The sequence below is a fragment of the Evansella vedderi genome (assembly GCF_030813435.1).
Lineage (GTDB): Bacteria > Bacillota > Bacilli > Bacillales > Salisediminibacteriaceae > Evansella > Evansella vedderi.
Map to the genome: position 1 here is coordinate 57,096 of NZ_JAUSUG010000025.1, position 25,012 is coordinate 82,107.

Consider the following 25,012-nt stretch of genomic DNA (forward strand, 5'->3'; position numbering starts at 1 on the left):
GTTGGTTAGAAAGTTAGGGTGTGGCAACAATGAGACTTGTACAGAATGCTAAAGAACATCTAAATATTTGGGCACTACTAAGTTTAGCATTTATATTTATTATATTAATTCCTAATCTATTAATAGGGTTTAATCTTTTTACAGAACCAACGGAGAACTGGGCCCATATAAAAGAATATCTGCTAATAGATTATATAAAAAATACAGTAGTTATCATTACCTTTACAGCATTGTTCACAATGATCATTGGGACGAGTTTAGTGTGGATTATAGTAAATTACCAATTCCCGCTCAGAAATTTCTTTAGATGGGCTTTGATTTTACCTTTAGCTATACCTGCATATATTGGTGCCTACACTTATCAGGGAATGTTAAATTATTCAGGGACTATTCAAACTACCCTCCGTAATACCTTTGATATTCATGTTACAAGCCAAAAGTTCTTTAATATAATGAATATTCCTGGCGCGATCTTTATATTTACCATATTTTTATACCCTTATGTTTATGTAATAATGAAAGGTTTTTTAGAAAACCAATCGGCCTCTTTATTTGAAAATGCTAGATTACTAGGTGGAGGACCTTTTAAAATCTTCTTTCGTGCCGGACTCCCCCTTTCAAGAGCAGCAATTACAGGTGGAGTCGTTTTAGTTATTTTAGAGGTTTTAAATGATTATGGAGTTGTAAATTATTTTGGTATTCAAACATTTAGCACCGCTATTTTTAGAACATGGTATGGTTTAAGGGATCTTGATGCAGCTTTAAAGTTAGCAGGGATCCTCATGTTCATTGTTATCATCGTTTTGGTGCTAGAGCGATTGATTAGGGGGAAGAAAAGTTACAGTTACTCTTCAGCAAACTTTCGACCAATTGTGGCTCAACCAATCGAAGGCTATAAAAAGTGGATTGCCTTTTCTTACTGTTTGCTTATTTTCGGAATAGCTTTTATTATTCCGGTTTTGCAACTAATCTATTGGAGCATCATGACCTATGAAAGAATCTGGAGTTCTGAGTTTCTTACATTAGTATATAATTCTGTTTTCGTTGCATCCATCGCTGCATCCATAATCGTAGTCATTGCGCTCATTGTTGGTAACTATACTCGTCTTCATAAAGGATTATTTCCTAAAGTGGCAGCAAGGGTTATTACGCTAGGATACTCCATTCCTGGGGCGGCCATAGCTATCGCTGTCATTACATTATTTGTAGCTATTGATGGATATACGGCGGCGATTGCAGAATTCTTTAATTCCAATTCTGCTATTGTATTAAGAACTACACTTGTTATGCTTACTTCAGCGTATATCATTCGCTTTTTAGCTGTAGGTTATAATGCCATAGAAGCGGGATTTGAGAAAATTGGATATAGCTATACAGAGGCATCACGGGGCCTTGGCTCTTCTACTATAAAAACATTTTTTAGGGTAGATATCCCAATGTTAAAAGGAGCTATATTTGGTGGTTTTATCCTTGTTTTTGTTGATATTTTAAAGGAACTTCCATTAACACTATTTTTACAGCCCTTTAACTTCTCTACTCTTGCAACCCAAGCATATCGGTATGCCCATGATGAGATGGTACAAGAAGCTGCTTTAGCATCTATGTTAATTATTTTGGTAAGTGGGTTATGTATTTTCTATTTCCATAAAGTATTAGATAAAAATAAATAATATAAAAGAGGCTGGGACTTTACTAAAGTGTTTAGATGAAAATACGAACAATGTATTATTTCCGAAGCGATTTATATGTTTCGTTCGTAATTCTCATTGACAAAACGCTTTTGTCCCAGCCTCTTTCTGTGAGTAAGGATTAATTATTTTCTCAGTAGTATATATAATTGTTGTATTCAAGTATTAATATCTCAAAAAAGTTATTGACAAAGTATATTTAGAGGAGTACATTACTTTTATAAATGGCTCTGTTAAACTTTAATGTTGATTTTCGCTTCAGATACTCGCTTTCCGCGGGCAACGCTTCAGCCTCCTCGTCCCTGCGGGGTCTTCAGCCGTTGCAAGTTTTTAAAGCCTGCTATGAGTGGTTTTTCATAGCAGGCGCGCAACGCGCGGAGCGATTGCTATTTTCTCAGCGAAAAATATATGACTTTTTCAGTGGCCTCTTGCTTTTCCCGCAGGAGTCTCGTATCTTACACTTAAATCAACATTGTTAAAAAATCAACACTATCCTTTAACAGAGCTTTATAAATAAATAAAAAACCTTTTTGATCGCTGAATCTTTATTGTAGAGCGGAGGAACCATTTTTTTGATAAATAGGAATATCTGTTTATCTTGGGGTGAATCTTATTGTTAGAGGGGATACTCTTAGGTCCCTAACCCGACAGCTAACTTCGTAAGCGTGCAAGGGAGAAAGGTCTAATTAAAGACCCTTCTTAGAAGTGGTCTTTTTATGTTATGTCAAGCTTTAGCGCCTACTCGCTCGAGTCAAATGTGCCTGCGATTACTCGTCGCACAAAGGAGTGTTGTATGCAAGGCGCTTATGCTTTTCGAAAAAGGAGATGGATTTTATATGCCGGAGAGAAAACAGTTTGTGGTCATTGGGCTTGGCCGTTTTGGAGGAAGTGTTTGTAAAGAACTCGTCAATCAAGGACATGAGGTTCTAGCAATGGACACAGATGAGGAAAAGGTCAATATTTATGCAAATATTGCTACACATGCAGTGGTGGCTAATTCGACGGATGAATCTGCCCTGAAATCATTAGGGATACGGAACTTTGATAATGTGGTAGTTGCTATAGGAGATAATATTCAAGCCAGTATCTTAACTACCTTAGTATTAAAGGAGATGGGGGTTAAGAATGTTCTTGTAAAGGCTAAAAATGATTATCACCACAAGGTATTAGAGAAAATCGGTGCGGACCAAATTGTGCACCCGGAAATGGACATGGGCAGGCGTGTGGCCCAACAAATGTCGGATGAAAAGGTAATTGATTTTATTGAGTTATCTGATGAATACAGCATTGTAGAGTTAATCGCAACAGCCAAAATTGAAGGAAAAACCCTTATTGACCTTGATATACGTGCTAAATATGGTGTTACTATTTTAGCGATTAAAAAAGGAGATGATATTAATATTTCACCTCAACCAGACTATGAAATATGTTTCGGTGATTTATTAATTGTAATCGGCCATAACAAAGATATTAGACGATTTGAAGATATAGCTATGTAGTAAGGTGTAGGATTAGTAATGGAAGAGTTTTATGTCTTGAAATAGAAGGGAAAACGAATGTTAAAATTTGACAAGTTAAACTCTGTAAAGTTAACTTCGGTTCAAATTATTGTCATGTTTTATATTGGTGCTGTCATCTTATCTACTGTACTTTTAAGCTTACCAATAGCCTTGAAGCCCGGAGTAGAGTGGACGTTTATTGATGCCTTATTTACTGCTGTTAGTGCTGTAAGTGTAACAGGGTTGACTGTGGTTTCAACCGCAGATACCTTTAGTGTTCCCGGGGTATTTATACTTGCCTTTATATTGCAATTTGGCGGTATTGGGATTATGACCTTGGGAACATTTATATGGCTCGTTCTAGGTAGAAGAATTGGTTTGAGTGGCCGGCAGCTAATTATGACGGATCAAAATAGACATACCTTTTCTGGTTTAATAGATCTCATGAAACAAATACTGAAGTTGTTTCTAATCATTGAAGCAATCGGTACCGTGATTTTAGGCGTTTATTTTTTGAATTATTTTCCCACATGGCAAGAGGCTTTTTTACAAGGTTTCTTTGCATCCGTTAGTGCGGCAACAAATGCGGGTTTTGATATTACAGGGGATTCATTATCCCCTTTTGCTAATGACTATTTCGTCCAAACGATAAATATATTATTACTTATTTTCGGGGCGATTGGTTTCCCTGTTTTGATAGAATTAAAGGAAATGATCCTCCATAAAAAAGCAGGGGAGAAATTTCACTTTTCCTTATTTACGAAAATTACTACTTTCACTTTTTTTGCATTAGTTATTATCGGTACTTTACTAATTTACTATTTTGATAGAGGAAATTTTTTCGCTGATAAATCATGGCATGAAACTTTTTTCTATGCTCTTTTTCAATCCGTAACTACTAGAAATGGTGGGTTAGCCACAATGGATGTAAGTGAGTTTACAGTACCTACACAGATGGTACAAAGTGTCCTAATGTTTATAGGAGCTTCTCCAAGTAGTGTAGGAGGAGGCATTAGGACGACAACCTTTGCTATTGCCATTCTTGCCATATTTGCCTTTGCAAGGGGAAAGCATTCAGTGAAAGTGTTTAAGAGGGAAATAGATCCAGAAGATATTTTGAAGTCCTTCATTGTTATAGCAGTTGCAGTAATGATATGGGGGTCTGCCATTATAGTGTTAGCAAGCATGGAACCATTTCCATTAATCGCTATCATTTACGAGGTAAGCTCTGCCTTTGGAACTACAGGCCTATCCATGGGCATTACCCCTGAATTAAGTACAGCGGGTAAACAAATCATTATTGCTTTAATGTTTATTGGTCGAATTGGAATTTTCTCTTTCTTATTCATTGTTCGTGGAAAAGTAACAATGGATCCTTACCACTATCCGAAGGAACGAGTAATAATTGGGTAGACCTCCATGCAAGTAAAAATTTGCACTATGGAGAATGAAAATTTTAGTCAGCATTGGAATGAGCGAAGGCCCGTGAGACTCCTGTGGGAGAATGGCCTAGCCGAGACCCCACAGCGACGTAGTCGCGAGGAGGCTTGGCAGGTCACCCACGGAAAGCGAGCGGACCGTAGCGAATGACAACCTGATTTGTATTTTCAGGGTAGACCTCCATGCAATAGTAATTTTGCACCATGGAGTATGAAAATGGGGTTAATATTGCCTCTCGAATCCGTTACAGGCGGACCAATTACGCCTAAAGGCAGCCCACGTCCTGCGTCTGCGATTACTCGACGCAAACTACTCGAGGAAGCGTCTCAGGTCCTGCTTGTGGGCAACGCCGTAATGTCACCGTCCTGGTTCCGCGGGCAATGCCTTAGCCTAACTTCTATGTTTGAGATAGTAATGTCCTCAGGAGCCGTTCTTGAGGACATAATTACCTTAGGGGAAAGATATGTCGTGTATAGGGAGTGGACCGTAGCGAATGACAACCAGATTCGTATATTCACGTTAGCAACCTTGAAATAAATTAGAGCATGTGGAATCTCCCACATGCTCCATTTTTATCCTAATCTTCTTTTCTTCCTATAAAGCTCATCATCCGACCTGTTTTCCCTTTGTCCCGTCGATGGGAAAAAAATAATTCCTTGTCACAGCTAGTGCAATAAGAAGAAACTTGTATGTTAGCAGCAGGGATTCCTGCTTTCATCATTAATAAACGATTTAGTTCCTTTAAGTTAAGGGAGTATTGTCCTTCACTAATTATACTATAGGGTGGTGTATCCTTTTCATTTAATACCTTATTTACGAAGTTAATGACATAATCATCTACTACATAACAGCAATCTCCAATGGAAGGCCCAATGGCAGCATGAATTTCCGCCGGTTCCACACCTTCTTGTTCCTTCCATTTCCTTACCATTTCACCGGCTATATCCTTTACAGTCCCTTTCCAACCAGCATGGGCCATACCAATGAGCTTATATTTAGGTGCGCAGAAATAGAGTGGAACACAGTCTGCATAGCATAATGTTAATAAAATATTAGGCTCTTTTGTATATACACCATCTGTCTTTTTAATGCTAGTTTCATACTCGAAAACACCATTTCCAACATGTTCCTTCGTTACTTTTACAATTTTATTGTCGTGTACTTGATCGGAGCATGCCCAATTTGATGTTGGGAAATCAAGTATTTCCGATAAGATTCGTCGATTACCAACTACGGCGCTATCTTTATCATTTACATGTAATCCGAGATTAAAGGAAGTGAAATCAGATTCACTAACGCCGCCATTTTTAGTAGTAAAACCAGCAACTAATTGTGGAATATGAGACTCCCAATTAAGCATTAACAGTTGTTCCTTTTTACGTTCAAATATTTCTTTTCCCATCTATAACACCCTTTATTATACGTGATCTTTTTTATAGGCTGTTTTCAAAATATTGTTGTTTTTGAAAAAATATCATTTGGCTTGGATACGCTACAGGCGGACGCTTTCCGCGGGCAACGCCTCAGCCTCCTCGGGAAAAACACCCTGCGGTGTCTTCAGCTGTTGCTTTTCCCGCTGGAGTCGCCGCCTTCCGCTTCTCCAAGCTTATTAAAAAGCAACAAAGTTTACGAAAAACGCCTTTATATATCAGTAATAATTTCATAGGCGTTTAAATCGCCAATAACTCTCTCCTTGGTTAACTACAGTCATATTGTACCATTTTGTTTCATGCCGATTCCAACGGAAAAACTTCTTGAATTATAGACTTCGTGACTTTAGGCATTGGAATCATCCTTCTTCTTATTAACTAGATTGTTTAATATATGGTTAATTCCCATCGTTCGTTCCACTTCCAACACAAAGGCAATCCCCTTTCCAGGCTCATTCAACTCTGCATCTTTATGGATTTGTTCTAATACGTCTTCTGTTTTCATTCTATCAATAAGCGTAAGGATTATTTCCTTTTCCGGCTCAATCATAATGTTAAGGAGCTTTGCTTGCTCATGTATTCCTGTTCCTCGTCCACTAAGGATGGTTCCCCCTTCAGCTCCGGCCTTTTTAGAAGCATCCACAACCTTATCTGAATCCCCTTTATTTACGATCGTTACGATAAGGTCATATAGTACTGTCTGGTTTGCCATAATAGCTTGTTCTCCTTCCTCATTTTCTCCATCTTTAACGGGAGGATGCACTCCCATCAAATGAGCAATTCCAGTAATGGCTTTCGTGTTTATAATCATTCCCAATCCTGCTCCTGAACAATTTAATTTTGCCTTTCTATCAATAGATTGGATGACATCTTCTAAAATTTCATTTTTTACAAGGGAGAGGATGATTTCTTTTTCTGGTACGATAGGTATCCCTAAAAAGGATTTATTCTCGTGAACACCAACTCCTCTGCCAAGAAGAACCGTTCCCCCTTCTGCACCGGCATCTTTTGAGGCAGTTACTACTTTTTTTGCATGTCCTTTTTTTACAATAGTAATAATTAACTTATGCTTCATGTTTACTTTGTTTTTTAACACGTTCTCGCTCCTTTCCCTCAAATAATAACCCTAGTGTGAGGACAGAGATAATTGGTGACAGAGCTACTAAAGCAATCATTCCAAATCCATCTAAAAGGGGATCACGACCTTCCACCACAGAGGCCACACCAACAGCAATAGCTAAGATAAATGTAACTGTCATTGGGCCAGTAGCGACTCCCCCTGAGTCAAAGGCAATGGATGTAAATGTTCGCGAGGAGAAAAATACCATTAAGGCAGCTAGAAGATAGCCAGGGATAATAAAGTACCATAATGGAATACCCAATAAGATTCTGATCATGGAAAGGGCAATGGAGATAGCTACCCCAATAGATAAGGTGTAGAGCATTACCTTCTGGGATATATATCCACCGGAGACCTTTTCCACTTCATGATTTAAAATACGTACGGCAGGTTCTGCAAAGGTGACAACAAATCCAAAGATAAATCCAATTGGAATAAGTATCCATCTGTAAGGTAACCCCGCTAATTTTTCACCAATTAATCCCCCTACAGGGAAAAACCCCACCTCAACCCCTTGGAGAAAGAAGGCAAGCCCAAAGAAGGATAATATCATCCCTTTTACAATATTTATAAGCTTTTGCTTTTCTAATTTTAAAAAAAAGAATTGAAAGATAAGGAAAAAAATCATGAGAGGTACTAAAGCAAAGGTAACTTCCATTAAAACGTGATCAAATCCTTTGAAAACGTGAACATTCAACCGTAAATCACCCCCAAGATCAATACGGCAATAATGGGTCCAATGGAGGCAAGAGCTACTAAACCAAAGCTGTCACTAGAGGAGCTTTTTCCCCTTATAACGGAAGCCACACCAACACCAAGAGCTAGTATAAATGGTACCGTCATAGGTCCAGTAGTTACTCCCCCTGCATCAAAGGAAATGGGAATAAAGGAAGGCGGTGTAAAAGAAGCAAGTAAAAATACTACCCCATAACCACCCATTAATAAATAAGTAATGGGGAAATTAAATACAATCCTTAGCATAGCAAGCATAACAAAGATACCAACTCCTAGTGCAACAGAGTATACAAGGATCGTACGGGAGATGATTCCATCAGAGACAAGATCTATTTGTAAAGCAAGTACACGAACATCCGGTTCTGCAATTGTTACAACAAAACCTAATAAAAAACCAAAGAAAAGAATGATCCATAGTTTTCCTGTTTTAGGTAAGCTGGAACCAATCATTTCCCCCACAGGGAGAAGTCCGATATGCACTCCAAGCAGAAATAAAATTAGGCCGACAGTAACGAACACTACACCCACTAAAAATTGAAGAAACATCTCCAAGGGGAGCCAAATGATGGTGAACTGAAGCAGGACAACAACAAGAGTGATGGGCATAACAGCATAGATAACTTCCTTTATCGTGTCTCGGATTTCTTGCATAATTTCCCCCTTTAAGTAACTTTTCTATAATTGATTGATATACGATTATTTGCCTGATATTACTCATTTAAGGATGGAATATTATCCTTACTAAAAATTTATTTATTGCATTTCAATTTATTATCGTATAAAATACAAATCGTAATATTTACGATTTATATTTTGGAAGGAGGACATGGTCTTGTTTGACTGGGTGATAATTGGTGGTGGAGTACACGGTTGTACAGTTGCATCTTATTTAATTAAAAGTGGCAAAACGACAGCAGATAAATTAAGAGTTATTGATCCTCATCACGAACCAATGTTTAGGTGGAAAAGAAACACAAGTTTAATAGGAATGGAATTTCTTCGTTCCCCTTCTGTTCACCATTTAGACATGGATCCATTAAGCTTACATAAATACGCTAAGAAAATGCAGGAAGATAGAGCTTTTTATGGAGAGTATGACCGTCCTTCTTTAGACTTGTTTAATAATCATTGTAATGACTTATTACAACAGTTAAATATCTTTGATTCATGGCACACGGGCAAAGTAACGAAAGTTGAAAAAAACAAAGGCGTATGGAATGTGTATACAGATGCCAGTGAAATAATACTTGGGAAAAATTTGGTGATTACTATTAGTATCAATGATCAATTGAATATCCCAGAATGGGCTGTTGCTGCCAAAGGGCAAACTTCTATTCCTATGTATCACATATTTGAAGAAGGATTACCTAACTTAAAGGAGCTTAAAACACCGGTTATCGTTGTTGGTGGCGGAATTACTGCAGCACATTTAACCATAAATTTGTCCAGTATCTATCCTGGAGATGTAATTTTGTTAAAACGACATCCTTTCCGAGTTTATCCCTTTGATAGTGACCCAGGTTGGCTCGGACCCAAAAACTTATCTTCCTTTCACAAAATTAATGATTATGAAAAACGGCGAAATCTAATTCAACAGGCAAGGCATAAAGGCTCTATTCCAAGGGAATTAAACAATAGTTTAAAGAGATTACAAAGAAGGCAACAAATTCATATTGTTGATGGTGAAGTTGTTTCCGTGGGAGAAGATACGGATACCTTTACTGTACAATTAGAAAATAAGAGTAAACTTAAAGGAGGGGCCCTTTTATTGGCAACAGGATTTAATCCATCACGGCCAGGCAAAGGGTGGCTAAAGGAATTAATTCATAAACATCAATTAAAATGTGCCAAGTGTGGATATCCCATTGTAAATGAATCATTAGAATGGTGTGAGCATTTGTATGTATCTGGGGCATTAGCAGAGTTGGAAATAGGACCAGTTTCACGAAATATTTCTGGAGCAAGAAAAGCTGCAGAAAGAATAATATCAAGCATTGGTTAATTGACAGTAAACAAATAATAGGAGTGAATGTAATGGATAAAAAAGTACCAGTAACGGTGTTAAGTGGGTTTCTAGGATCAGGGAAGACCACATTATTAAATCATATTTTAGCAAACCGTGAGAACAAAAGGATCGCCGTAATTGTAAATGATATGAGTGAGATTAATATTGATGCATCCATGATTAAACAGGGAGGTTTTTCCCGGGCTGAAGAAAAGCTAGTGGAGCTTCAAAATGGTTGTATTTGCTGTACCCTTCGTGAAGACCTTATTATTGAAGTAGAAAAACTAGTGAAATCAGGAAATATTGATTATATAGTAATAGAATCAACAGGTATTTCAGAACCTATTCCAGTAGCCCAATCCTTTACATATGTAGATGAAGCGTTAGGAATCAACTTGCCGGACATATGCCAACTAGACACAATGGTGACAGTTGTGGATGCTAATGGATTTTGGCAGGATTATGCATCAGGAGAGTCATTACTGGATAGGAAACAAGGAAATGATGAGAATGATACTAGGGAAATTGCAGATTTATTAATTGATCAAATAGAGTTTGCTAACGTTATTGTTGTTAACAAAACGGATTTAGTCGAGGAGGAAGATGTTATAGAGCTGAAAGGAATCATTAGAAAATTAAACCCGGAAGCAAAGGTACTAGAAAGCGAGCATTCTAAAGTAGCTCTAGATGCTATACTAGATACAAATCTATTTGATTTTGAAAAATCAAGTCAGGCCGCCGGATGGATAAAGGAATTGAATGAAGAACATGTACCTGAAACGGATGAGTATGGAATTAGCTCCTTCGTATATAGAAGAAAACGCCCTTTTCATCCAGAAAGGTGGATGAATTGGTTGGAAGACTGGCCAATTGACATTGTCCGGGCAAAAGGATTCTTTTGGCTCGCAACAAGAAATGATATAACCGGTTTATTATCACAAGCGGGACATTCCCTCACTATCCAAGGTGCAGGAGAATGGGTTGCAGCCTACTCTGATGAGGAGAGGGAACAGACGTTAAAAGAAGAGCCAGAACTTCTTGAAAAGTGGGATTCGGAATATGGAGATCGTATTTCAGAAATCGTGTTCATCGGTCTTGAAATGAATAGGGAAAAAATCGAAACATCCTTAGACAAATGCTTATTAACAGATGAAGAGATGGAGATGGATTGGAAGACTTTTAACGATCCTCTACCTGCTTATACGGTAGCAGAATAATTGATAAAGTTGACTTGGATACGCTACAGGCGGATCAATTACACCTAAAGCTCTAAAAAAGGAAGCTATGGACGTCCATAGTTTCCCTTTTTCATATATTTGGTTAAAACTATTTATTGCTCATCAAACCTTAGGAGGTCGCCATATATTAACTGATCGGAATAATAAAGCTCTAATAATCCTTTCTCCCGAATATCTTCACAATCATCTAGCGGTCTCTCTTCGCCAGTTTCGTAGTCTAAGCATATTTCATTTGTAAAAATAAGCTCATCTGTAATAACAGTTCCATCGCGTAATACGGCAAAGTTTTCCCGTTCTTTTGTAAATAAATCATTTCCAAACATAATATGTTCCCCTTCAGGGATTCCGAGAAGATTTAATAGTGTAGGCATGACATCCACTTGACCAGAAATTGTATTTAAGATTTTTCCTTCAACTCCTGGAATATGAATAATAAGGGGGACACGTTCTAGCTTTATTTCTTCATGTAAGGTAATTTCCTTCCCCAAGAACTTACTTAATTCCTCGTAATGGCTCTTTGCAATGCCGTAATGGTCTCCATACATGACAAGCATCGTATTTTCATAAAGACCCTCTTCTTTTAAGCGGTCAACCATAATCCTCATAGCCTCGTCTGTATATCTTACAGTGGGGAAATATTGATTTACAATATCACTCTCGGAGTCAAAGGGTTCAATAAAATGATCTTCTTCATCTAACTCGTATGGAAAATGATTGGTTAAAGTGAGCAATGTACTGTAGAAAGGCTCAGGTATTTCTGCCATGTAATCCATCGTCTGTTCCACAAAATCAATATCCTTCATTCCCCATCCCACAGAATTGAGTAAGGAGATATCGTAATCGCCAAAGGAATAAGTGTGATCATAACCTAAATTTGGATACATAATATGACGGTTATAGAAGCTTATGTCATTTGCGTGAAAGTTTGCTGTATAATACCCTCGATTAGCTAAGGTTTGTGGCAGTCCCCTATATTCATTTTCAGCATGTGTTAAAAAAACAGCCCCTCTTCCTAAGGGATATAATGAGGTATTAACAAGAAACTCTGCATCAGAAGTTTTTCCTTGCCCTGTTTGATAATAAAAGTTCTCGAAATAAAAGCTGTCTTCAATAAGCTCATTTAAGAAAGGTGTGATTTCTTCTCCATGTAAGGTTTCTCCTATAACAAAGCTTTCCACCGATTCTAATGAGACAACGATCACATTCATATCTTCAGCTATACCAAATAAATCTTCATTTGGAGCTACACGTTTTTCGTCTAAAAAGTCTAAGATGGAGGTTAAATCCTCTTTTTCAGCAAAAACGGTTTGGGTACTTGTTTGCGTTTGGACGAGGGCATCGTAAATATAGAAGTTATACAAACCTAAAGATTGAATTAATTGTTGTCGATTAAAGGCATGTGCTTTATCCAACGCATTTACCTGTGAAATGATAATGGTAATAACAATAAGAACTGTTGTAATAACAGCTTTTGATTCTTTAAAGGGTACTTTTATTGCTTTTATCCAAACTGGCCTTTTAAAGAAGAAATAAGCAATAACAATAATATCTAAAAAATAGAAAATATCAAACCAGTTTATTAAAGCGACAATGCTAGTGCTTAAATCCCCCATATTGCTGCTCATTAAGAGCATCGGGAGGGTAATAATATCACTGAATTCACGGTAGTATACAACATTGGCATAAAGTACAGAAGTTAATAATAGTGTTATTGTGAAAAAGTATTTAAACTGTAATTTAGGCTTGAAGAATAATCCTAACCCGAAAATGATAGATAAAAAGATTAATGGATTTACTGCAAAAATAATTGCTTCGAAGTATTGATTAATATTTATCGTAAAAGTAATGCTTGAAACAAGAAATGTTTTCAACCAAAGAGAAAGTATGCAAATAAGCATAAAGCTATGGTTGGTAACAAGAACTTTCATAATTGTCGTCCCTTCTCAGTAAAAAATTCCACAAAAATGGAATGATATAATAATTATGTTAATATAACCTAAGATTATAGGCAACGGCTAACGGACCTATTACACATATTTATAATCTTTTTAATAATTTTTTAATAAAGTAGAAGGTTAATTAATACATAAATGGATATAAATTTGTGAGCTTAATTTTTTGTTGACAAATTATTATTCTTACTGTAAATTTATCTGTGGTAATTGAATACCTCGTTAGGTGAGGCTCCTGTGCTGGAGATACGCTGCTGCCCAAAAATGTCCAAAGACGCCAATGGGTCAACAGGAACCATCGACATAAGGTGGTTCTTAATGTAGCTGGAATTTTTCCTATGCCGCACAGTGCTAAAGCTCTACGAATGGAGGAACATAATAAGTCTATTGGGCATATGGTTCAATATGACTGTAATTATTTGTGCTGGTAACGTAAACCACCTTCATTCGAGAAGGTGGTTTTTTCTATATTACAAGCAGGAGGTGTTGTGGAATGGATAGTAGTCCCGAACCAGACTCGACGAAGTTAATCATCAAAACTAAAAAAGCATCTAAGGAATCCATACACAGCCTCAATAAGGAGAAGTCGTTAATGGGATTCCTTTAAAGGAGGAATCATCGTGGTTAAATTAAATGAACATAACCGTGAACAATATGAAAAACATATTTTAGAAGTATTGGAAAAAGGGGAGAGAATCCTTTTTAGGGAATCATTTTTAGAATTGCATCCAACAGATCGTGTGGATATTTTTATGAAGTTAGAAGGTGACATGCGTCAACGTGTCTATGAATATTTGTCACCAGAAGAGTTTGCTGAAATTTTCCAAGGGTTAGAGATTGATGATCAGAAAGAAGTTAATTCGGAAATCAATGAAGTTTATGCTTCAAAAATGTTCAACAGCATGCCTGCAGACGATGTTGCCTACTTTTTAACAGAAGTTGTTGATGCAAAAGCAGAAAATATCCTTACATCGATGGATGAAGAAGAAGCGAAACAAGTAAAGGAATTATTGTCCTACACTCCAGAAACAGCTGGAGCAATCATGACGAAGGAATTCATTAGCATTTCTTCATCACAAAGGGCATCAGAAGTGATTGAGCACCTTCGCAGTGAAGGGCCTGATGCGGAAACAGTGTATTATTTATATGTGGTAGATAGCAAGAATAAGCTTGTTGGAGTTGTTTCTCTCCGGGATCTTATTATCGCTCCACCTAATGAAATTGTGGAGAACATCATGAGCAGCAGGATTGTTTCTGTTACGGTTAATACTGACCAAGAAGAAGTAGCAAAGTTAATTAAGGATTATGACTTCTTAGCAGCACCAGTAGTAACGGATGACGGAGTATTGGTTGGTATCGTAACCGTAGACGATGTAATGGATATTGTGGAAGAAGAAGCAACAGAGGACTTTGGTGAGTTCACCGCTGCCAAAGGAGCTACAGATGTTAATATTAGTTCCTTTACTGCAGCAAAAAGACGTTCCCCGTGGATTATCATGCTCATGTTCTTTGGATTAATAACGGCAGGTGTAATTGGCCAGTTTGAAGAAACGTTAGAGGAAATTGTACTTTTGGCTGTATTTATCCCACTCATTATGGACTCAGCCGGTAATACTGGAACACAATCATTAGCCGTAATGGTTCGTTCATTAGCGACAGGCTCTTTTGAAAAGAAAGGGTTGCTCCATACCATTAAGCGGGAATTTGGAACAGGAATCATGCTTGGTTTAATTTGTGCCGTTGTATTGCTAATTGTTGTACCAATTTTATATCAGAGCTTTGTTTTGGCCTTTATTGTAGGAGTTTCCCTATTTTTAACATTAAGCATCGCGACGGTTATTGGTGCAGTAGTACCGGTAGCAATAAATAAATTAAAGCTAGACCCAGCAATAGCATCAGGTCCGTTTATTACTACTGTTAACGATATTTTAGGTTTATTAATCTACTTCTCCATCGCAACAGCATTATTAGATTTCTTACCAAAATAATATAGAGGCTGAGACATAACTAAAGTGTTTAATCGGAAATACGAACAATGCACTACCTTAGCGGAGGAAATATACGTAGACTACTGCGGGAGCAGAGGCTCACCAGCCGCCCGCGGAAAGCGAAGTATATTTCCGAAGCGATTTATATGCTCCGTTCGGACTTCTCATTGATAAAACGCTTTTGTCCCAGCCTCTATTTTATCGAAAACGATCTGTAAGCCTAAATTTTGTCATCCATTTAGGAAGGTAATAAAGGCTGAAGAAAAACCAGCTGATTGAAACACAAATTGCTGCAATGATATCTGTAGGAAAATGGGCGTCTAGAATCACCCTACTTAGAAACACACCAATGATAAGTAGTAAACAAAAAGTGTAGGACGCTAGTCTTAAAGAAGTATTTTTCAAATAGGTATAACTTAAGTAGATGAAAAAGGAAAATAGAAGAACACTTCTCATTGTATGTCCACTTGGAAAACTATAGGATGCAATTTCCATTGATATACCAAATACCTCGATATAACTCATTTCTCCAGGTCTTTCCCTTTGGAAAAGGATCTTTAAACCGAAATTAAGGACAATTCCCCCAACAGTAAGCCAAAGGATAAAAATACTATTAAACCAGTCCCGTTTAAATATAATCAGTGCGATTATGGTAATTAACATCAATAAAATGATAAACTCACTGGACCCTAAATACGTAATGATGGCCATTCCCTGAAGAAATAAAGGGTGTGACAATGCGTTTGCCCAAGCCAAGATTGTCTCATCTAATGGATTCATCCCTTGAGATACGGAGAGGAGGGAAGTCATAATGAATAGAAAAAGGGAAGCGAAAACAATGATAAAGGTAGTTCTATTATTTAAAATGATTACGTACCCCTTTCTTAAGTGATTTATAAAAATTTAACAAGTATCTATTTTAACATAACTTTTACTTATTATTTTTATAAAACCTAAAAAAACTGGTTCAGAAACCAGCTTTTTTTTGTAGTAACTTTTTTACTACGACTCCTACTATTAATCCTGGAATGACAAATAGGATTGGAAGCCACATTGGACCTAATAAAAAACCAAATATTTCCATCCTATAGGAAAAAATTAATCCTACAGTTACAAAATAAGCGCAAAAGACAAAGGGGACGGAAGCGTACTTATCTTTTCCACCACCTGCATCCTTAAAGGCATCCCACATGGCAAAAAAATAGACACAGGGGTAAAACATAAGCCATTGATAATTGGTGTGTAAAATTGCTTTGTCAATTTCCCCAAGAAAACTAAAGACAATAATTTGGTTAAAATTAGCTTGTACATTAACCACAACTTCTAAGAAAATAAATAAAAAACCTTTCACATACTTTCCATTTAAAATTTGCCCAAATCCAGGTAGGGCAATACTCCATAACAATGCTTCTTTTGGGTTCACATACCTTACCTTCTCTTTATAAAATTTCTTTGTACCTTCCTCTTTGTTTCCTAAATTTTTACTTTATATAAATAGAATGGACTAAATAGTAATTTTACATACGGTAAATCTTGTTTTCACTGTGCGTGTTTTGTTTTATTGATAAAAAATCATTGAAGAGTACGGACGGTAAGTATAAAATTTTATGTGGTACACTGTTGTTAGTTGAAATACAAACAGTGAAATGATAAAACCTATTTAAAGGAGTTGAAAAAATGGAAAAGATGCTTATATTTGGACATAAAAATCCAGACACAGATACGATTTGTTCTGCAATTGCTTATTCCTATTTAAAAGGTCAAATAGGACAAGACACGGAGCCAGTAAGGCTAGGAGAAATTAATGGAGAAACGGAATATGCATTAAATTATTTCAATGTGGACGTACCACGTTTACTGGAAACCGTTTCTAACGAAGTAAACACCGTTATTCTGGTGGATCACAATGAAAGACAGCAGAGTGCTACAGATATCCAAGATGTTCGTGTGGCGGAGGTTATTGATCACCATAGAATAGCTAATTTTGAAACAAATGATCCATTGTACTACAGAGCAGAACCGGTTGGTTGTACAGCAACCATATTAAATAAAATGTTTAAGGAGAATGGTGTTTCGATACCAAAGGATATTGCTGGTTTGATGCTGTCCGCCATTATTTCTGATTCCCTTCTATTTAAATCACCGACGTGTACGGAGGAAGATGTAGCTGCAGCAAAAGAGCTTGCTGAAATAGCAGGGGTAAGCAGCGAAGAATATGGATTAAATATGTTAAAAGCCGGAGCAGACTTAAGTGATAAAACAGTAGAGCAGTTAATTTCCCTTGATGCTAAAGAATTTCAAATGGGCAGCAGCAAAGTAGAAATAGCTCAAGTAAATACTGTTGATACTAATGAATTACTTTCAAAACAAAATGAGCTTGAAGCTGCTATTAATCATGTTATTGAACAAAAAGGTCTAGATCTCTTTGTATTTGTAATAACGGATATTTTAAATAATGACTCTGTTGCTCTGTCATTAGGAAAAGACAGTAGAGCTGTGGAGGAAGCTTACTCTGTTTCCTTAGAAAATAATACTGCTGTACTAAAGGGCGTTGTATCACGTAAGAAGCAAATCGTCCCTGTATTGCAGGACTATTTTGTCAAAAAATAATAGTTGCAAGCGGTATGAAGTGTTTTTCAAATACTTTCATAATTATCCTAGGAATGGTCCATATTAATATCGTAACCCATTTTTAAAATGGAAAGGAAGCATGCAAATGGAGTATATTTCCCGTGATACGATATTAGATACAATGACGGACACATTTTCAACAAAAATGGAGCAATATGATTTAGATGAGATAGGGATTTTTGAAGAACATGGTGAAGGAGACTTGTATTACATAGGCTATAGAGTAAGAAAAAATGATGAGACCTTTATGGTTCATCAAGCCTACAAACAAAACGATGAGGGACATTTAACGCCAGCAAGCAGTGAATGGGTAATTGAATCGGAATCAGGTGATTTCGGTGAGTTTACCAGCCTAGATGAGGTCTTTCGTCAAATCAATGATATTAACCACTAAAAAACCTTCTGCAAGCTTATCAAGGCTTGAAGAAGGTTTCTTTCTTTTTGGCGATTAAAGGACAGTGTTGATTTATAGCAGAGTTGATTGAAGGGAGCGCCTGTAGCGAAAATCAACATCAGAATTTAACAAAGCTTTTATCTTTTTAATTATTTTTGTTTTCACCTTGCGTTGGTACTTCCATTTCATATGCTTTAATTTCTTCTTTATTCTCTGTCTTTTTATTTGCTTTTTTTAAACGATTTACCGTAAAAGAAGCAAATAAAAAAACTAAAATTAAGACAATATAGGCATATAAGAAATTTTCTTCGGAACGGTCAGGCATTGTAAAGAAATCCATTCCTTTCACCCTTTCATAAATAGGACTTCCTTCATTATTTGTACATATACTTTAACATACTTTCTCTATTTCTTCTAATCAAAGTGTTTAGCAAGTCTTCCTCATATTAACAAATTACAACTGATGTTTAAGAGTCTGTTCAAAAAGGTCGGTTTTTTAGCTTTAAACTATGTTTTAATACATTGTTTATATTCAAAAGAAGTTGATTGAAGTGAAAGGCACGAGACTCCTGCGGAAAGCGAGTGCCTGAAGCGTAAATCAACGCCCAAAATTAGCATAGTCAAAAATAGTTTTCATTTATCATGGTGTCTATAAAGACATAGGAGTTTTGAACAAGCTTTTTAAAAGATATACAGAGATAGAAAGTATAAGACATTGGCAAGAATTGAAAACTAAGATTAGTTTTACATGGAAAAGGAGAGTACAAATGAAGAGAATAGCTGTTTTAACTAGTGGGGGAGATTCTCCTGGAATGAATCCTGCAATTAGAGCTGTTGTAAAGAAGGCAATTTATCATGGGTTAGAAGTTTATGGTGTGTACCGTGGGTATGAAGGCTTAATGGATGGTGATTTCAGAAGGTTTGAACTTAAGGATGTTGGAAATATCATTCACCGAGGGGGAACCATATTACGTTCTTCTAGAAGCGAACGATTTAAAACAGAGGAGGGACAAAAGGTCGCCATCGATCATCTCCAAAAGTATAATATTGATGGACTCGTTGTTATTGGTGGAGATGGCTCTTACCGTGGGGCTAATGCCCTTCATCGTAAAGGAGTCAAGACCATTGGCCTACCGGGTACAATTGATAATGATATAAACGGGACAGACTTTACTCTTGGGTTTAGTACCGCTGTTAATACAGTTATGGAAGCAGTTGATAAAATTCGTGATACGGCTACTTCACATGAACGTGCATTTATCATTGAAGTGATGGGAAGAGATGCAGGGGATATTGCCGCTTGGGCTGGGTTGGCAACGGGAGCAGAAAGTATTTTTGTACCTGAAAATATAACCGCTAAGGATAAAATGATTGACCGTTTAAACAAAGGATATGAACGAGGGAAGAAGCATAGTATTATCCTTGTGGCGGAGGGAATAGGTACTGCTGAAGAATTTGCTTCCTACATAAAGGAAAAAACAAATTATGATACGAGAGTATCGGTATTAGGGCATGTGCAAAGGGGAGGTTCACCGGTAGCATTTGACCGAATTCTTGGGGCTACCCTTGGCGGAAAAGCTGTTGAATTATTGATGGAAGGTGTTTCAGGAAAAGCACTAGGTTTAGAAAAAAATGAAATTTCCATTTATGACTATGAATACGTATTTAAAGAAAAACCAAAGCACCCAATACAAGTGCTATGTAATCTTGCCATTGAGTTGTCTATTTAATTAAGAATTTAGATAATTCTATGTGGGCACATTAACAGAGTGGTAGAATATAGATAATACAGTTATAAGGGGAGAGGGGAATGAAGGGCTTAATTATTGAAGATGGTTTACTTCTCACGGAGATGAAAATCACATATAACGGAAAGGCGCTGGAATTAGATCGTGTATTGGTTGATACTTCTGCTAGGGAAAGTGTATTGTCACGTGCAAATGCTTTGGACTTAAACATGCCTCTAGGGGGAGAGGATTCTCCAAAGGGAAGTTCAAACAAACAAATAACGGCAATCAGTGTTGGCCCCTTAAAGATTGTTGATTTTCCTATTTATGTAAAAGATATACCCGATGGAAAACTAGATGGTATTTTAGGGTTAGATTTCTTAAAGCGTGTTGGGGCAAAAATTAACTTAGATTCCATGACATTATCTGGCTCAAGGGTAATCTAAAATTGATCTATTGTTTTCTATAACATAATTAGAAGAAAAAAACCCATTTTTTCATTGGGTTTTTTTCTATTTATGTAATAGCTCTAATTTTTTTGTAAAAAGGAATTATACTTTTTCTGTCGAAATGTAAGGGAAGAGATTGATGGAAGGAGATCCTGAAATGAAAATTCTAATTCTTGGTGCTGGAGCAGTTGGTGGATATTTTGGTGGAAGGTTGATAGAGAAAGGGGAAGACGTTACCTTTCTTGTTAGGGAGAAGCGGCAGCAGCAATTAAGGGAGCATGGACTCAATATAAAAAGTCCCCACGGTGATTTTTCTATAAGACCAAAAACAATAGTTGCAACAGATGACGATGAACCTTTTGATGTAGTTATTCTTGCAACGAAGGCTTACCACTTAAATGGCGGATTAAGGTCCATTGAACCCTTTGTAAGGGAATATACGATGATTTTACCCCTATTAAACGGAATGGAGCATATGGAGGAGCTTCGAGGTTTCTTTTCTCCTGAACAAGTATTAGGAGGGCTATGCTTTGTTGAATCTACATTGGATGAAAAGGGAACTATCCTGCAATCTAGTGATAAACATGACCTAGTTTTCGGGGAATGGAATGGTAAAAAAACAGAACGGGTTGAGAAATTAGAAGCTGTTTTTTCTGGAACGAAGGCAGGCTTTCGATTAAGCGAGAATATTCAGCAGGATATGTGGCATAAGTACTTGTTCATTTCAACATTAGCGGGAATTACTTCCTTGATGAGATCTCCCATTGGACCAATCCGCGACACCATGGAAGGGCGCACGTATATACAGCAATTATTTGAAGAAATTCGTTTAACTATGGAAGAATACGGGGCCCCATTAACAGATGGTATTGTGGAGAAACAAATGGAGGTTATTGAAGGTTTAGCTCCAACAACGAAATCTTCCATGCTAAGGGATATTGAAAAGCAAGGGCTTATTGAATCAGAACATTTACATGGCTATCTATTATTACTTGCGGAACGTTTTGGAGTAGAAACACCGTTATTAAGGCTGGTCTATCAGCATTTAAAAGTATATGAAAAGAATTTAGGACAATAAGTCTAAGAAAAGAAGCTGGGACAAAAGCGTTTTGTCAATGAGAATTTCGAACGAAGCATATAAATCGCTTCGGAAATATACTTCGCTACGATAATACATTGTTCGTATTTTCATCTAAACACTTTAGTTATGTCCCAGCCTCTTTTCCTTTATAGGGGGTCTTAGATGAAAAGGGAAACAAAAATAGGATTTAGTATCTTTTTCTTTATTCTAATAATGGTTGGCCCATTGACCCGTGCCATTGGCTATCTCTCTTTCTATTTTTATTTAATCAGCTTAGTAGGACTTGTGGGGTTAATTACTGTGGATCGACTCTCCAAAAAAAAAGCCCGGATGAAAATTGTCTAAAGGAAATACATAGGATAAAATAAAAGCCATATGATGAAATAAATACATTATTTTTATTGAACCAAAATTTAAGAATAAGAATACAATACATATGTTTTATTTATAATTGTCTGAGTGGAGAAGGGAGAAGTGTATGATTGAACGGAAATCAGAAAGGGAAATAGAGTTAATGCACGAGGCAGGTAAGCTTGTAGCTAAGATCCACAAAGAGCTAGCTAAAATGATAAAGCCTGGAATTACAACAATGGAAATTGATAAATTTGTTGAGGAATATATGAAAAAAAATGGGGCGAAGCCTGCCCAGAAGGGGTATCAAGGCTATCCATTTGCCACATGTGCTTCTATTAATGATGAAATATGCCACGGATTTCCACGGACGGATCCACTTAAAAATGGCGATGTAGTAACGATTGATTTTGTAGCTGATTTAAATGGAGGTCTAGCTGATTCCGCATGGACATATCCCGTTGGGGAAGTTTCAGATGAAGTGAAGCACCTTTGTGAAGTTACAAAAGAAGCTCTTTATATAGGGATTAAAGAAGCCATCGTGGGAAATCGAGTTGGAGATATTGGCGGGGCCATAGAGGAATATGTGGAACCCTTTGGGTATGGAATCGTAAGAGAATTTGCTGGCCATGGAATCGGCCCTACTATTCACGAACCACCAAATATTCCACACTTTGGAAATCGAGGTAAAGGTCAGCGTTTCAAAGAAGGTATGGTTATTACCATTGAACCAATGATTAACGCTGGATTTTGGCCTTCACAAATGGACAGCAACGGATGGACTGCAAGAACAATAGATGGCAGTTTATCTGTTCAGTATGAACATACTGTTGCAATAACAAAGGATGGGCCACTTATATTAACGGATCAAGAAAATGTTTAAAGGAAAAGAGTGGGAGTCAAAGGATATCATATAGCCTGTTTGACTCCCCTTTTTATTGGAGTTGGTTGGATCAGGAAATAGGCTTTTGGATTCCGATGTAGGCAAGCACCTTGTTTTTTCTGGGGCATATGGTATATGGAATTTATCGAGGGGAGAGAAGACTTTGTACACTCAAGGACCTTTTCATGGATTAATGAATTATCTATTTCCACAACCAACTATTGGACAACCGCCCATTTTTGGTGGTTGGGGACCTGGATTTCCTGGTATTGGTGGACTTTTTCCAGGAGGAACTGGGCAAATGCCACCGGGCCCACCACCAATTGCAGGACCTGGAGGACAGGCAGGGCCACCACCGGGCCCACCGCCAGTAACAACTCCACAGCAGCAACTAGGGGGAATTGGAACATTGGCTGTGGATCCTGGTTCATTGTATGGTTGTATGAACAGGTATACGTATATGATATTAGAGGATGGTAGAGCATTTTGGTTTTGGCCTACCTTTATTGGGAGGACATCAGTGGCAGGTTACCGTTGGCATAGAAGACAGCAGCGTTGGATTTACACTGGATTTGACACAAGATTAATTAATTGGTTTCAATGTTACTAGTTAAAGTTGAGTTCTGTTAAAACGAGTGAGGATATTTAAAAGGGGTATAAAATCTCCTTTTAGATATCCTTTTATTTTCCTCTCACCCTCCCCTAATAATTGTTTTGTTTAAAAGGGATGAATACAGCCAAAAAGAAAGGTATAATAAAGTCATAAAGTCATAGACCGGGTCTGTGACAATATTGTGGACAGTAATTACAAAGGTACTGGGATTTATACGAAAATAAAAGTTTGAATTTTCGTGACATTGAGCTGGTCAAAGATTATATACTAAGGAATAAAATATTTATGAAAGAGCGTCCTGTTGTTCTTCAGCATGATGATTTCCACTGTAATGGGCTTTATAATGGGATGATAGATTTTAATCGTTTTGATTGGGGAGATACTTGGCATGACTTTTACAAGTTTCCTTGTTTACAAGAGAAATAAGTATACCTATCTGATTTAGTTATAAATGATAAAAATTATGATGGCGGGGAGTGGAACCAATGGACATTCGGCAATACACATCGGCAACTGAAGTGTTGGAGAAGGTGGGGAAGTGTCTTATGGAAAGGGAAGCGGAGAATAATTTGCCACTTGGCCTGTTGCATCGATTAAAGAAAAATGAAGAAAAAAGGGTGAAGTATGAACCTGGAAAAGAACCATTCATAGCGGTTGTAGAAGAGAACGATGGTAAGCTAGGTATGATTATGGTTCAGACACCACCGGATAACCTTGTTATTTGCGGAAAGGAAGAGTTTATTAAGCCGATCGTAAAATGGCTCTGTAAAAAAGGAATAGATTTACCGGGAGTTGTTGGATGTAAGCCAATTATAGATAAATTTGTGGAAGCGTGGGTAAAGGAGACGAATAAAACACCTGAAGTTTTTATGCGTCAGCTTATTTATCGGTTAGATGAATTACAGCAAATACCTCGACAAAAAGGGCGCCTTTGCTATGCCACGGAGGATGACCTTACATTGGTAACCTATTGGACTCAACAGTTCCATGAAGAAGCGTTAGAACCAATAGACAAAAAAAGAGCCGAAGAGTTTGTAAAAAATGAAATAAAAAACAACACCATTTTTTTGTGGCGAACGGAAAATTGTACACCTGTATCCATGGCAAAACGGGCGAGGGAAACAAAAAATGGTGTTGTTATAAATCTAGTATATACACCAGATGAATATAAGCGCCAAGGTTATGCCACCACATGTGTGGCTGCATTAAGTGAATGGCTCCTAAAGGAAGGATTTAAATTCTGCAGTTTGTATACGGACCTTGATAACCCAACATCAAATAGTATTTATACAAAAATTGGATACAAACCAATTGCGGAATCGGTAGAGTATCGGTTTATTTAAAACCTACTACCAGCTTCTAAATAAGGAAATACGAACAAGATTAGGTGGATTACATTCTGCCAAATGCATCTTATACAATGTGGATTTTGCACCAATAGAAGTTTTACAAAGGGAAGCTAAATGGGAGCAGGCAGGGGAAGATTTAGCTTTCATTGGAAAAAAGCTAGAAGCTGCAGGAGTAGAAGGGAGATATTTTACTAGAAAATAATCTTAACGTTCATATTCCTCAAAAGGGAGAGCGAATGGAAGGGAACCGGATTATTTTTGAAGAGTTATGTAAGGGAGAGCTAAAAGTCTCTGAATGAAGTTTAGTATGCTGGCGGTGGAGCAAACCTGCCAGTTTTTTGTTTGTTTAGCGTACAATGTCAAATACTTTTTTCAAGATTTAGAGTAACTCAAACACACCTACTTTAATTTCCTTTTTTTACAAGTAGCAATCAACCAA

The 25,012-nt window shown here is 37.1% G+C and carries 25 protein-coding genes and 2 riboswitches; of the genes, 17 read left to right on the forward strand and 8 right to left on the reverse strand.

Annotated features, from left to right (window positions below; translation table 11 throughout):
* Positions 1-29 precede the first annotated feature (29 nt).
* The 3 genes from J2S74_RS23205 to J2S74_RS23215 all read left to right on the forward strand — a co-directional run bounded on the left by J2S74_RS23205 (position 30) and on the right by J2S74_RS23215 (position 4,600).
* Entirely contained in the window at positions 30-1,670 is a 1,641-nt protein-coding gene (locus J2S74_RS23205) for an ABC transporter permease (protein WP_307330802.1), read from the forward strand.
* Positions 1,671-2,213: 543 nt separating this feature from the next.
* Positions 2,214-2,369, forward strand: a riboswitch (cyclic di-AMP (ydaO/yuaA leader).
* Positions 2,370-2,524: 155 nt separating this feature from the next.
* Positions 2,525-3,187: a potassium channel family protein gene (locus J2S74_RS23210; RefSeq protein ID WP_307330805.1), complete on the forward strand. Its 663-nt coding sequence runs from the start codon at positions 2,525-2,527 to the stop codon at positions 3,185-3,187.
* A gap of 57 nt (positions 3,188-3,244) precedes the next feature.
* Positions 3,245-4,600 carry a TrkH family potassium uptake protein gene (locus tag J2S74_RS23215; RefSeq protein ID WP_307330807.1) on the forward strand — a complete coding sequence of 452 codons (1,356 nt, stop codon included), beginning with the start codon at positions 3,245-3,247 and terminating at the stop codon, positions 4,598-4,600.
* 604 nt (positions 4,601-5,204) lie between these two features.
* On the opposite strand, the gene pgeF is transcribed toward J2S74_RS23215, so the two are convergent.
* The 4 genes from pgeF to J2S74_RS23235 form a co-directional block, all read right to left on the reverse strand.
* A complete protein-coding gene (gene pgeF / locus J2S74_RS23220; protein WP_307330809.1) occupies positions 5,205-6,029 on the reverse strand; it encodes a peptidoglycan editing factor PgeF in 825 nt (274 codons plus the stop codon).
* 374 nt (positions 6,030-6,403) lie between these two features.
* Positions 6,404-7,132: a P-II family nitrogen regulator gene (locus J2S74_RS23225; RefSeq protein WP_307330811.1), complete on the reverse strand. Its 729-nt coding sequence runs from the start codon at positions 7,130-7,132 to the stop codon at positions 6,404-6,406.
* A complete protein-coding gene (locus J2S74_RS23230) occupies positions 7,122-7,874 on the reverse strand; it encodes a DUF1538 domain-containing protein (protein WP_307330813.1) in 753 nt (250 codons plus the stop codon). The genes J2S74_RS23225 and J2S74_RS23230 overlap by 11 nt, the downstream gene beginning before the upstream one ends.
* Positions 7,871-8,563 carry a DUF1538 domain-containing protein gene (locus tag J2S74_RS23235; protein ID WP_307330816.1) on the reverse strand — a complete coding sequence of 231 codons (693 nt, stop codon included), beginning with the start codon at positions 8,561-8,563 and terminating at the stop codon, positions 7,871-7,873. Before J2S74_RS23235 ends, J2S74_RS23230 begins: the two co-directional genes overlap by 4 nt.
* A gap of 175 nt (positions 8,564-8,738) precedes the next feature.
* Between J2S74_RS23235 and J2S74_RS23240 the strand changes: the two genes are divergently transcribed.
* Positions 8,739-9,914 carry an FAD-dependent oxidoreductase gene (locus J2S74_RS23240; RefSeq protein ID WP_307330819.1) on the forward strand — a complete coding sequence of 392 codons (1,176 nt, stop codon included), beginning with the start codon at positions 8,739-8,741 and terminating at the stop codon, positions 9,912-9,914.
* A gap of 32 nt (positions 9,915-9,946) precedes the next feature.
* Positions 9,947-11,134 (forward strand): GTP-binding protein, encoded by a 1,188-nt coding sequence (locus tag J2S74_RS23245; RefSeq protein ID WP_307330822.1) that lies wholly within the window; start codon positions 9,947-9,949, stop codon positions 11,132-11,134.
* A gap of 113 nt (positions 11,135-11,247) precedes the next feature.
* Here J2S74_RS23245 and J2S74_RS23250 read toward each other — a convergent pair whose 3' ends face one another.
* Positions 11,248-13,083 carry an LTA synthase family protein gene (locus J2S74_RS23250; protein ID WP_307330826.1) on the reverse strand — a complete coding sequence of 612 codons (1,836 nt, stop codon included), beginning with the start codon at positions 13,081-13,083 and terminating at the stop codon, positions 11,248-11,250.
* 235 nt (positions 13,084-13,318) lie between these two features.
* Positions 13,319-13,485, forward strand: a riboswitch (M-box (ykoK) riboswitch).
* A 242-nt stretch (positions 13,486-13,727) separates the two neighbouring features.
* On the opposite strand from J2S74_RS23250, the gene mgtE reads away from it, so the two are divergent.
* Positions 13,728-15,095 carry a magnesium transporter gene (gene mgtE, locus J2S74_RS23255; protein ID WP_307330829.1) on the forward strand — a complete coding sequence of 456 codons (1,368 nt, stop codon included), beginning with the start codon at positions 13,728-13,730 and terminating at the stop codon, positions 15,093-15,095.
* A gap of 198 nt (positions 15,096-15,293) precedes the next feature.
* Here the strand turns inward: mgtE and J2S74_RS23260 are convergent, their stop codons facing one another.
* Together J2S74_RS23260 and J2S74_RS23265 are read right to left on the reverse strand one after the other, a co-directional pair.
* Positions 15,294-15,905 carry a phosphatase PAP2 family protein gene (locus tag J2S74_RS23260; protein WP_307330832.1) on the reverse strand — a complete coding sequence of 204 codons (612 nt, stop codon included), beginning with the start codon at positions 15,903-15,905 and terminating at the stop codon, positions 15,294-15,296.
* A gap of 157 nt (positions 15,906-16,062) precedes the next feature.
* A complete protein-coding gene (locus tag J2S74_RS23265; protein WP_307330835.1) occupies positions 16,063-16,518 on the reverse strand; it encodes a hypothetical protein in 456 nt (151 codons plus the stop codon).
* 254 nt (positions 16,519-16,772) lie between these two features.
* Here J2S74_RS23265 and J2S74_RS23270 point away from each other — a divergent pair, with 254 nt between their 5' ends.
* The gene (locus J2S74_RS23270) at positions 16,773-17,705 is read left to right on the forward strand and encodes a manganese-dependent inorganic pyrophosphatase (protein WP_307330838.1); all 933 of its coding nucleotides are present in this window, start codon (positions 16,773-16,775) and stop codon (positions 17,703-17,705) included.
* A gap of 106 nt (positions 17,706-17,811) precedes the next feature.
* Complete coding sequence (locus tag J2S74_RS23275; protein WP_307330840.1) at positions 17,812-18,120, forward strand: DUF5634 family protein; 309 nt, start codon at positions 17,812-17,814, stop codon at positions 18,118-18,120.
* Between the two features lie 145 nt (positions 18,121-18,265).
* Here the strand turns inward: J2S74_RS23275 and J2S74_RS23280 are convergent, their stop codons facing one another.
* A complete protein-coding gene (locus J2S74_RS23280; protein ID WP_307330842.1) occupies positions 18,266-18,469 on the reverse strand; it encodes a hypothetical protein in 204 nt (67 codons plus the stop codon).
* Between the two features lie 418 nt (positions 18,470-18,887).
* Between J2S74_RS23280 and pfkA the strand changes: the two genes are divergently transcribed.
* From pfkA to J2S74_RS23325, 9 genes are all read left to right on the forward strand, one after another.
* A complete protein-coding gene (gene pfkA, locus J2S74_RS23285; protein WP_307330845.1) occupies positions 18,888-19,850 on the forward strand; it encodes a 6-phosphofructokinase in 963 nt (320 codons plus the stop codon).
* 80 nt (positions 19,851-19,930) lie between these two features.
* Positions 19,931-20,293: an aspartyl protease family protein gene (locus J2S74_RS23290; protein WP_307330847.1), complete on the forward strand. Its 363-nt coding sequence runs from the start codon at positions 19,931-19,933 to the stop codon at positions 20,291-20,293.
* Between the two features lie 160 nt (positions 20,294-20,453).
* Positions 20,454-21,374 carry a ketopantoate reductase family protein gene (locus J2S74_RS23295; protein WP_307330850.1) on the forward strand — a complete coding sequence of 307 codons (921 nt, stop codon included), beginning with the start codon at positions 20,454-20,456 and terminating at the stop codon, positions 21,372-21,374.
* A gap of 165 nt (positions 21,375-21,539) precedes the next feature.
* A complete protein-coding gene (locus J2S74_RS23300) occupies positions 21,540-21,722 on the forward strand; it encodes a hypothetical protein (RefSeq protein ID WP_307330854.1) in 183 nt (60 codons plus the stop codon).
* Positions 21,723-21,855: 133 nt separating this feature from the next.
* A complete protein-coding gene (gene map, locus J2S74_RS23305; protein WP_307330857.1) occupies positions 21,856-22,611 on the forward strand; it encodes a type I methionyl aminopeptidase in 756 nt (251 codons plus the stop codon).
* Positions 22,612-22,696: 85 nt separating this feature from the next.
* Positions 22,697-23,221 carry a hypothetical protein gene (locus tag J2S74_RS23310; protein ID WP_307330860.1) on the forward strand — a complete coding sequence of 175 codons (525 nt, stop codon included), beginning with the start codon at positions 22,697-22,699 and terminating at the stop codon, positions 23,219-23,221.
* 231 nt (positions 23,222-23,452) lie between these two features.
* Positions 23,453-23,650 carry a hypothetical protein gene (locus tag J2S74_RS23315; protein ID WP_307330863.1) on the forward strand — a complete coding sequence of 66 codons (198 nt, stop codon included), beginning with the start codon at positions 23,453-23,455 and terminating at the stop codon, positions 23,648-23,650.
* A 59-nt stretch (positions 23,651-23,709) separates the two neighbouring features.
* Entirely contained in the window at positions 23,710-24,567 is an 858-nt protein-coding gene (locus J2S74_RS23320; RefSeq protein ID WP_307330866.1) for a GNAT family N-acetyltransferase, read from the forward strand.
* 79 nt (positions 24,568-24,646) lie between these two features.
* The gene (locus tag J2S74_RS23325; RefSeq protein WP_307330868.1) at positions 24,647-24,775 is read left to right on the forward strand and encodes a hypothetical protein; all 129 of its coding nucleotides are present in this window, start codon (positions 24,647-24,649) and stop codon (positions 24,773-24,775) included.
* Positions 24,776-25,012 lie beyond the last annotated feature (237 nt).